This window comes from Photobacterium sp. BZF1, from assembly GCF_014349205.1.
Lineage (GTDB): Bacteria > Pseudomonadota > Gammaproteobacteria > Enterobacterales > Vibrionaceae > Photobacterium.
The window spans coordinates 1-9,826 of record NZ_JACSOF010000202.1 but is presented as its reverse complement, the minus strand read 5'-3'; the positions used below and the strand labels follow the sequence as shown (position 1 = coordinate 9,826).

Genomic DNA, 9,826 nt, shown 5'->3' with positions numbered 1-9,826 from the left:
TGCCAAATAAGGTGACAAACAGCTAGTTCCATCTATAGACGGTATATCGCGTTGTTGATGATAATCCTCTACTTTTTCGTAGCAAAATGTCACAAGTCTCTGACGGATCGTCTCTTCTTCTACTGGCCATTTCATGCTATCGACAGGTGGATATGTCAAAGTGATCTCATCAACCTCATCGATGAACAACGGCTCTTTCACCGATTGAGGAATTGGCAAAGGTGCCGGGGACAATGCTCGAAAATGTTTCAACCACTCTTTTCTAAAAGGAGTAAACACCTTGAAGGCTTCCCCTTTTTGCGTTTGCACTTCCCCAGGAGTCATCACACAACAATCATCAAACATGCTGAACTTGATCTTTGCATCAGCGAGTTGATGACCGACTTTGTCATCGCGCTGAAGTTCGTTCCATTCGTACTGCTTATTGCAGAAGACATGGGTTATCCCTTTCTCATGGGTGATATCTACCATGAGTTCAGCAATTTGATCAAAATCTGCAACTTCTTTGAAAACAAGTGGAATACCAATATTCGCAAGCTGTTCTTTTAAAATTGGCAAACGACGCCTGATTAAATCAACCTGTATCGGAGCAACATGGTGTTCATGCCATTGCATTGGGGTTGAGACATATACTGCGATGACTTGGTCACAGTGTTTCACCGCTTCATATAAAGCGGTATTGTCCACCACACGTAAGTCAGTTCGAAACCAAACTAATCCTATTTCTTTATGCTGACTCATGCTGCCACTCCAATAATTCGGGATGGATTGTGTTGATACTGCCGAGTGTCACCAATTCACAACCGGTACTAGTTATTAAATGCTCAAGTTGACCAGGTATATCCAAAGGCAATTTATTATCACCATCAATAAACAACTTCTTCTGCCCCCATGAATTGAGTAATGGTGCTAACGATGCAAGCTTTCCTTTTAACCTAGGCAATAGCATGACACTGTAACCTAACTCAGATAACTCAACGGCTTTGAGCCAGAAGCGCGAGTTTGGCTCCTCATCAAAGCTAATCAGAAGGCACGGCTTCTTATTTCGCTTTCGAGAAGCGGCAATCAACGATAAGCACCTTTCCTGAAAAACACTTCGCCATACGACCATCTGCACATCCAGCAAAGGATTGTCTGGTTGCGAGATTTCATTTATCACTGCAGTGATAATTTTGTTTTCCAGAACCTTGGCCGGATACTCTTTCATTAGTTGGATAAGCTGTTTATCCAGAGCAAAAGAATCTAACTGCGCTAATGAAGACAGAATATTACCAATTGCTCTCTGGCTCTCGTTTTGGTTATCTTCATCAACCAGCGGGGAGAGTTTACCCAGCATAGGTTTCACTTTCCCAATAGCTACACCCTTATCAAGCCATTCGACAATTTCTTTTATCTTGTTAATGTCTTGCTCGGTGTATAGGCGATGCCCCTTGTCGGTTCTCATCGGGTTCAACAACCCATAACGCCTTTGCCAAGCCCTTAGTGTCACTGAGTTCACTCCTGTAATCTCAGAGACCTCTTTGATCGCATAATATTTGTTATCAGAGTCCATAGCGTAATTTCAAATCTTCCGGATATGGGTCAAGGAATGTTTGTAGCTGCAAATACGGATCAGGATATTCACGCAAGTAATGCTTGATTAATGCTAATGGCACAAGGATAGGTTGATTACCCTCTTTGTAACTCATAATCAGTTCCGACAGTTCCAACTTTTGCTCTTTGGTTAACGAACGCTTGAAATAACCCTGAAGATGCATCAGCACATTCGTTTTATTTTTTCTCGAAGCGCGTTCTTTTATCGCTTCCATAAATTTGAGGCGGTACTCTAAATAGAATTCGTTAATATCCCATTCACTGATGTGGGCTACCATACTACCTAACGCTTTATAAGCCGCTGGGTTATGTGCCATCAATACTAGCTTGTAACGCGAGTGGAATTTAACGATTGCATTAGCAGAAAGTTGGTCTCGCACCGAATGGTAAAAATCATTTAGGGCAAAAATACGGAAGACGAAATTTTCTCGCAACACAGGATCATTGAGTCGACCATCTTCTTCTACCGGTAACCAGGGCATCTTGGCCATCAGTTCACGTGTGTATATACCTACCGAACCACCGGGCACTGTGTTGTTGTTTGGGATATGGAGTTTGACACGTTCCATGCCGCAAGTTGGCGACTTGGCGCAAACCACATACCCGCAAAGATTGTCGAATTGTGAGACTTTCTTGTGAGCGAACTCCACCATTTTATCCGTGTGATCGATATCTTGATGCTTGCTCTCGACTAATCGAATCTCGTTAGAAGGTAGTTGCAATAAGCGGATTACAGGACGAGGAACGGGCATGCCGATACCCATTTCAGGGCAAACTGGCTTGAAGGTAAAATATTTAGTTAACTCGTCAACGATGAAACGGTTCTGTTTGTGACCGCCATCGAATCTCACTTTCTCGCCTAAAACGCAGGCACTGATTCCGACTGGTATTTGCATGACTATCCCTACCTTGTACAAAACTAATCTGTTGTACAAGGAAGAGTAGTAGATTGGATCAATTATACAAATATTTTTTTTGTATAAGTGCAATTAATCACATATTGGCTTTTGTTCACATGGTGCTCTACGTATATGACAGGCTAATTGCACTCACTGTCTATCCATTGCAGATACTCGCTGTATCCAGCAGTAATTGGAAGTTGGATGATTTCTGGAGTCTCGTAATCATGATTGGCTAGTATATCTGCTTCAACCTGCTGATACAGATTGGTCGTCGTTTTGATTATGGCCAGTTTCTCCTGATCATTGTTTACCTTACCTTCCCAGTGATAATAGCTCTCTATCGCTTGCACTTGTATACAAGCCGCCAAACGCTTCTCGATTAAAGAATGGATGATTGTCTTGCCAACATTCTCATCAGCAAAGGTTGTCATAACCACGCATTTTTCACTCATTTTTTCTGTTCCAGTGCTTAGGTTTGTAATAAAAACAATAACAAAAAGGGGAGCTATCTGCTCCCCATTAGTTTTATTAGTTAACAGTTTGCTTAGTTAACTTACCAAGATTATGGACACTTAGAGACCATCAACTGCTCTGGATTGCCACTGTCAGAGAACTTAAGACTCCACACATATTTACCGGCTTCAGGTAGTGTCACGGCAGTATCTTTACCATACCCACCATACTTAAGCGTCGCGACTTTACCTGGAGTTAGCTCAAGGCCGTCAGCAGTAAATTGTGGCTTCCAATCTGCACTGGCATATTGCATTCTAAAAGCGCCTGCTTTCTCCTCAACAACCGCTTGGTAGGTGTTGTCACCAACGTAGTTGTAAGCGCGGTTTGGCTTGTGCTTCCAACCGGCATCAACAAAGTCTCCCACCACATATAAGGTCTTTTCGATAGGGCCTGCACTTTCAACCACCGGATTGTCACATTGCGCCATAAAGCCTTCTCCCATTAGCGAGGTCGAGGCGACTGCTACAGCTTTGGTCAATCCCTTTGCGGACGGTTTGGCAATCTTCAAGAACTTGGCTTCAAACGGCGACAAATTAATTTGATATTCCCCACCGACCATCTCGTAGGCTTTGCCTGACAGTAGGTCTACCAATTGACCTTCAGAGGCTATATCTTCTGCACTGATTGAAATAGATTCTGGGTTTGTTGTCGTGCTGACCATATACAGCAGCGCTTCTTCATCAGTCTGCTTGTGGTCAACATAAACGGAATCATTAGCAATTATATTAGTGCGCTCGCCCCGGCTTAGAGCGGGGTGTGCAGCCCTTATAGTCATAAGCTCAGAGACATATTGTTTAAGATTCCATTGATTGCTATTAATCGTTCCGGTTAGACCCTCAATTTTCGCACTAGACCTTGCAACATGATCATCGCATAAGCCTTGGATCGCGCAATCGCTCCAAACTTTTTGTGAAAACCCTTCGACTTCATCACCGATCTCTTCGCCGTAATAAAGAGTAATAGGCCCGGAATATGCGGCCAAGAATGACAGTGCGGCTTTATGTCTTGACCAATACTCCGGTTCATCTGGTGAAGCAATATTCCCCCGCTGAATTAAATCACCAAACCTTACCAAATCATGGTTTCCTAGCATCAGGTTCGGCTTGGCATGGGACGGGTAAAGGCTGTGGAGGTTCATGCCTTCATCAAGCCATTTACCGCCTTTGCTACCAATACTGTTTTCATTAACCGCAAAGGTTTCTACCAAACGATAGCGAACAGGGAAATCAAATGCAGAACAAAGTGCCGGTTCACCTTCTTTGCCATAGCCTGTTTCGTTGATGTAATTCTCATTGTTCCAGATCTCGGCAACCATATAGCCTAGCGGATTAACGGTTTCACCTTCTGAGTTCACATACGTTACCGATTTCGATGCCTCATCGACACTCGCACGAATTGAAGCCCATGCATCAGTTGGAACCTGATATGCCTGATCCAGTCGCCAACCATCGATTTTCAACTCTTTGATCCAGTAAGTTGCTACTTCTTGATAAAACTCTAAGCTTTCTGGGTAACTGACCGGATTATTTTCTCCAACAGGCAGGCGTCCTTCAGGTGAAGGTACAACATTGCCTTTGTGGTGGCCGAATACACCATCGAAGAAGACATACAGCCCTTTTTCATGGGCTTTTTCAACCAACTCTTTAGCTTGTTCCATCGTGCCAAAACGAGGATCGATAGCAAAATAATTACTCGTGAAATAGCCTGTTGCATCAAGCCTATCCGCCCAGTGGTCCTGTCCTTCAATCGGCATTGAGTCAAAGATAGGAGTCAGCCAAATCGCATTCATTCCCAGTGACTCGATGTAATCTAATGAGTCGATGATACCCTGCAAATCACCTTTGTGATGGCTTGTACCATAACCCGTGCCATGGCCTATGCTGTCGTCACCATTGACAAAGCTCTCCACCATAATTTGGTAGATACGCAAATCGTCAGACTGCGTCATGGTCGAGGTGTTACACAGGTACACATTTTTATCTACATCTGCAACGTCAGTAGCATTATCTGCACTATTACAAGCTGCCAGTGACGCAGCAATCGCCATAGCAAGGAAAGATCGTAGGTTCCTTTTCACATCGAGTCTCCAAGTTTGTAGTTATGTTTTTCCTATTATTCAGATCTTTGGGTTGCCTTTACCCTCCCCCTTGCTTAATCAAACAGGCGTAGATGGGGGGCGTAGATATTTATGGTTTCTATTTAGTGAAAAAGCGCCTTTCCCTAGCGGTAGCGCATGTAAAAATAGCGCTACAAAATGAGAGAGCAAGCACTTTTTTGTTACTCGCTAACAAGAAATCAGCTCACATTCTGTTAAAGAATCGACGTTTTCATCTCTTAGAATATATGAGTTGTAATGTTCGTGAATGAACACTCAAAATTTGAAATTGCCTGCCAATCAGGGCAAAAACGGATAAAATATAACCACCCATAACATACTCCTCCATAATTCTGTCTTTCCATTGAATTACACTGTTAGAATACGCGCCAACAACATTGCTTATTGATAGGTATCAAATCATGCAACATGACCAATTCGAAACACTGGTTAAAGCACTTTGTGAATTGGACTCTGTTCCCCAAGTTCTTGAAGCTCTGAAAGCTAATGAGGATGCAGAGATTGCTGAAGCCGCAGCATCACTGACAGGCCAGTTCAAACTCGCTGAGATTGAAGGTGAACAGCGCATTTACCATGTGTCATTGGAACAAAATGATGACGGTGAACAAGAAGAGTACGCAGAGTGGATCATGAATGTCGGTGATGACGTGATCAAATTCGTGGCATGGTTCTTCTTCGATACGTTCGATGTAAAAGCGAAAGATGTTTACCAAGCTGCAGGCCGTACTTACCAGCAACCTAAGCGTAAGTAACCAGATTTAGCCTTATCAGTTACTTTTCCAAAGTAACCGATAAGGCTCCCACCTATTTTATTCAACCAAAAACAACCGCTTTCTATATTCCCTCGGCGAGCAGCCATGATATTGACGAAAACGGTGGGTAAAATTGAACGGATCTTGATAGCCCAAGCGCTGGGCAACCATACCAATCGTCCACTCTTGGTAGTAAAGTAAATCAACCGCCTTTTCCATTCGAAGTTGAATTAAGCGCTGCTGTGTTGAACAGTTATAAAGCTGCTTAGTGATCCGGTTCAATTGCTCGGTACTGAGGAAACATTGTTTGGCTATCCCTTTCACAGTCCAGTTAAGATGTAGCTGAGACTCAATGTCATTAAAGATACTTTGCACCCGCAACACGGAATTCGAAGGAGCAAGGTTTGCACTGCCGAGCATTAATCGAGAGAGTTCGCTAGCAAACAACTTCCTATAGCTTGCACGACCGCCAACCTCACTATGCAGTAAATTCATTACCGACCAGACCTGTTCACATATATGGGTATGCTCAACACGCTGTCCATTTGCCACCAGCGGTAACCATTTCTCAGTGGGTTTTAACAGTACCCATGCCATTTTCCAGCCTTTGCTTTTGTCCGCCAGTTCAAAGCGGAATGGCTGTCCTGCCGGTAAAATTGTCAGGGTATTAGGCATCAAATGATATTGGCGCTCAGAGAGCGTTAATAAGCCAGCCCCCTCCTGAGTTAACAAAAGCGTATGGTTGGTGGTTGCGACCCGTTCTATCTCATAACCCTCGGCCAATTCGGCTAGACCCGCCATAAAGAAGCCGTTATCTGTCAACTCGGGAAGATCCGATTGGGTCAGAAACCGCTCTTTACAAGCTTGAGCAAGGTAAACCTCTTCATTCCAGTCTGTTTTTGGCTGCTCCATAGCAAAGCCCACAGTGACAGATTCACACAGGTTTTCTGTACTTTCTAACATGTCACTCCATTTTTGTGTTCGTTATAGTTGCCGTCCATTACCAAGCAGTTCTATCTCTACAAACCGACCTACCTATTATTGGTATGATCCGGAGACTGACGATGACAACAATCAAAAAAAATCAAACAGCATTACCGCCAGACCTCTTTGCTCGTATTGCAAAGCTGGCTTTCCCCGTTGCCATTCAAAGTGCCCTTGTCGCGATCCTCGCCCTGGCCGATGTATTGATGGTGAGCGATTTTGGCCAGTCAGCCACCGCCGCTGTCGGTATCGCTTCAAAATGGCACTTTGTTGCCATTATGATCATGGCAGGCCTAGCGTCTGCCAACGGCATACTAGTTTCCCAGTATTGGGGAAAAAAAGACAGTATTCATGCCAAAACGGTAACTATTCAGGCAATGAAACTGGGTGCCACTATTATGGTTCCGGTTACCTTTGTTATCACTGTTTTTGCACCGCAAATCATGCGGCTCCAGACCAATGATCTGGAAGTGATCATGCAGGGCAGCCAGTACCTATGGTACAGCTTTCCGGTATTGATCCTTACCCACATCATCATTACGCTTGAATCAAGTTTACGTGCAAGTGACGATGCCCTGCTACCGTTGATTTTTGGTGCTGTCACCATCGCATTGAACATCGCTTTGAACTTCCTATTGATCAAAGGCGGACTAGGTATTCCAGCAATGGGGGTTGCCGGTGCAGCGCTAGCAACCACCATTGCTCGATTTGCACAGGTTTTAATGATGTGCGGCGTATTGGCCTACCGCAAGCATTGGTTGATTGTTAGCCAGGCCATTCGCAACCACCAAACATTGTGGATGACGTATCGCAAACTGGCTATTCCCCAATCTCTGAACGCGCTACTTTGGGCATTGGGAACATTGACCTACCAAATCATTTTCGGGCACATGGGCACCACTGAACTGGCAGTATTTAGCATGATTGGCCCCTTTGAGTCGCTGCTTTACTCTGTGTTTATGGGTATTTCCGTGGCTTGCTCGGTGCTGATAGGACAATCATTAGGCCGGGATGAGTTCGAAAAAGCACAAGCTATGACTGCATTCTTCCTGAAGTTTGTACTATTTGTAGGGCTAGGAATGGGCTTGTTCCTATACCTTAACCACATGTTTGTACTATCGTGGCTAAACCTTAATCAGGATGATCTTCTACCATTGGCGCAGCCTGCGATGTTCGTGATCAGCATCGGCATCACGTTAAGAATGCTCAATATGATCATCATCAATGGTATCTTGCGCACCGGCGGTGAAAACTTGTTCTGCCTCCGTATGGATTTCATCGCAATGTGGATGATAGGAATTCCATTTACCGCTTATGGCGCTTTTATTGGCGAATGGTCTTTTGGTTGGGTTTATCTGGCGCTGCTGGCGGAAGAAATTGTCAAGCTGTCGCTGTGTTTCAACCGATACCTAAAACGTCGCTGGTTAAATAACCTAACCGTGCAACCACAACCGGCGAATGCCTAACATCCCTCTAATAACCAAATATCCCCTAATAAAAAGCAGGCTACGTTTTAATCAACGTAGCCTGCTCAAATGAAAACTAAGCCGTTTTTATTATGCTGCTGCTCTACCCACTACGAGTGAAAACAGGAAAATTGATATCACGGCTGCTAGCAATTTAAGCTCGCGTTTTTTCATGTGCGCCTCCTTTTACTGGGCTCAATATTAAACTACGTACCATCATGATGAAAAAGCCAGTCAGCACTAAGTTCAGTGCTAACGACAGCATGCTAATCGTCACAATAGGTCCACCAAATCCATATCCAATGCTGATCATCAATACGCCAGCACCAACCTCACCTCGCGGCCACATGCCAATAGAAAGCGCCAAACGCTCTTTGACTGTTGCCTCATTGCGATAACAAAATAACGGGAACATCTTGCCGACATTCGACACGATGGAAATCATAATGACGTGGAAGGCAATCTCACTCATCTCCATAGCCGGCATTGCGTTGGTGACACTAGAATTGTCCGCAACACTCACCGCACCAAAAATCTGTGGGAGGCTCAAGCCCACCAGCACCATAAAAAGACTGGCTACGGCAGTAGACACTTTTGCGTCTTCCGCTGACTCATGCTGAGATTTCATCATACAGCCCAGTACAAAGGCTGGTAGCAGGACCTCAAAATGGATATCTGTTGAGATATAGAAAAGCTCACACAAGCCAGCAATCAAAACAGAATACCCAACGATAGAACTCGCTGAAGCTGGAATATTCCATTTGTGCAAGAATTTGTAGCCGATAACCAACAGCGCTAGCATTAACAGCAAGGTCAAGCCCAACGCCGGACGCCAGCCAACCACCAGCACTGTCAGCGGGATCATCAGCAGCACAGTATCTAAGTCGTCAAAAATGGCGAGCACCCTTGCCTTTTTGAACATCCATGTCGCGCCTAAACCTGCAGCAGCCAACATTGCAAAGAGTACACCTGCTGAAGTCGGAGCCGCAAAGCGCCCTATCACCAAGGTCTCTTTCCATGCGTCGGCATTGAACCAGAGTTCACTCGGCATCAGGACAAAAATAAAATACAGTACAACAGCAATCCAAGGGAAAGTCGCTGTCGTCATAGCCACGACATAATCCCAGCCATATTGTTTTAGATTGTTTTTATCTATATCGAATTCGCGACCTACATTGATCATGATGTAGGCAAGCGCCGACATCGTCACAACCATAAGCACTGGCTGGATGGAACTATAGCCTTCGAAAAATTGGGGGAGTAATTGTGATAAGAACAAGCCAACCAAAAGTAATGTTGAATAGAGTACGACCTTTTTCACATTGACACCTTATTAAGAGTAACCTTCATTCTACAAACGTCTTTTTTTGTTTTTTTCTTGAGTATGAATATATTGATTAAACTTATTGCAGTGTTTTATTTAGGGTTTGTAAAAGTATAATTGTGTAATGAAAACAAAATACATATTAAAAACACACCAGAAAAGTTAGGGAACATTTC

General features: G+C 44.1%; 9 protein-coding genes. 2 read left to right on the top strand and 7 right to left on the bottom strand.

Annotated features, from left to right (window positions below):
- The 5 genes from BIZ37_RS27780 to BIZ37_RS27760 all read right to left on the bottom strand — a co-directional run.
- Positions 1-741, bottom strand: a 741-nt coding sequence (locus tag BIZ37_RS27780; protein ID WP_187464293.1) for a deoxyribodipyrimidine photo-lyase, incomplete at its 3' end; no start/stop codon positions are given.
- Positions 728-1,552: a MerR family transcriptional regulator gene (locus tag BIZ37_RS27775; protein WP_187464292.1), complete on the bottom strand. Its 825-nt coding sequence runs from the start codon at positions 1,550-1,552 to the stop codon at positions 728-730. The genes BIZ37_RS27775 and BIZ37_RS27780, both read right to left, overlap by 14 nt.
- Complete coding sequence (locus BIZ37_RS27770) at positions 1,542-2,489, bottom strand: DUF523 and DUF1722 domain-containing protein (protein ID WP_187464291.1); 948 nt, start codon at positions 2,487-2,489, stop codon at positions 1,542-1,544. The genes BIZ37_RS27775 and BIZ37_RS27770 overlap by 11 nt, the downstream gene beginning before the upstream one ends.
- Positions 2,490-2,632: 143 nt before the next feature.
- Positions 2,633-2,947 (bottom strand): divalent-cation tolerance protein CutA, encoded by a 315-nt coding sequence (cutA, locus tag BIZ37_RS27765; protein ID WP_187464290.1) that lies wholly within the window; start codon positions 2,945-2,947, stop codon positions 2,633-2,635.
- 110 nt (positions 2,948-3,057) lie between these two features.
- Positions 3,058-5,055, bottom strand: a complete 1,998-nt coding sequence (locus BIZ37_RS27760) for an alpha-amylase family glycosyl hydrolase (protein WP_187464294.1) — start codon at positions 5,053-5,055, stop codon at positions 3,058-3,060.
- 470 nt (positions 5,056-5,525) lie between these two features.
- Here BIZ37_RS27760 and BIZ37_RS27755 point away from each other — a divergent pair, with 470 nt between their 5' ends.
- The gene (locus BIZ37_RS27755) at positions 5,526-5,876 is read left to right on the top strand and encodes a hypothetical protein (RefSeq protein ID WP_187464289.1); all 351 of its coding nucleotides are present in this window, start codon (positions 5,526-5,528) and stop codon (positions 5,874-5,876) included.
- A gap of 57 nt (positions 5,877-5,933) precedes the next feature.
- On the opposite strand, the gene BIZ37_RS27750 is transcribed toward BIZ37_RS27755, so the two are convergent.
- Positions 5,934-6,839: an AraC family transcriptional regulator gene (locus BIZ37_RS27750; RefSeq protein ID WP_187464288.1), complete on the bottom strand. Its 906-nt coding sequence runs from the start codon at positions 6,837-6,839 to the stop codon at positions 5,934-5,936.
- Between the two features lie 101 nt (positions 6,840-6,940).
- Between BIZ37_RS27750 and BIZ37_RS27745 the strand changes: the two genes are divergently transcribed.
- Positions 6,941-8,326, top strand: a complete 1,386-nt coding sequence (locus BIZ37_RS27745) for an MATE family efflux transporter (RefSeq protein WP_187464287.1) — start codon at positions 6,941-6,943, stop codon at positions 8,324-8,326.
- A 154-nt stretch (positions 8,327-8,480) separates the two neighbouring features.
- Here BIZ37_RS27745 and BIZ37_RS27740 read toward each other — a convergent pair whose 3' ends face one another.
- Positions 8,481-9,647: a sodium:proton antiporter gene (locus BIZ37_RS27740; protein WP_187464286.1), complete on the bottom strand. Its 1,167-nt coding sequence runs from the start codon at positions 9,645-9,647 to the stop codon at positions 8,481-8,483.
- Positions 9,648-9,826: the final 179 nt, after the last annotated feature.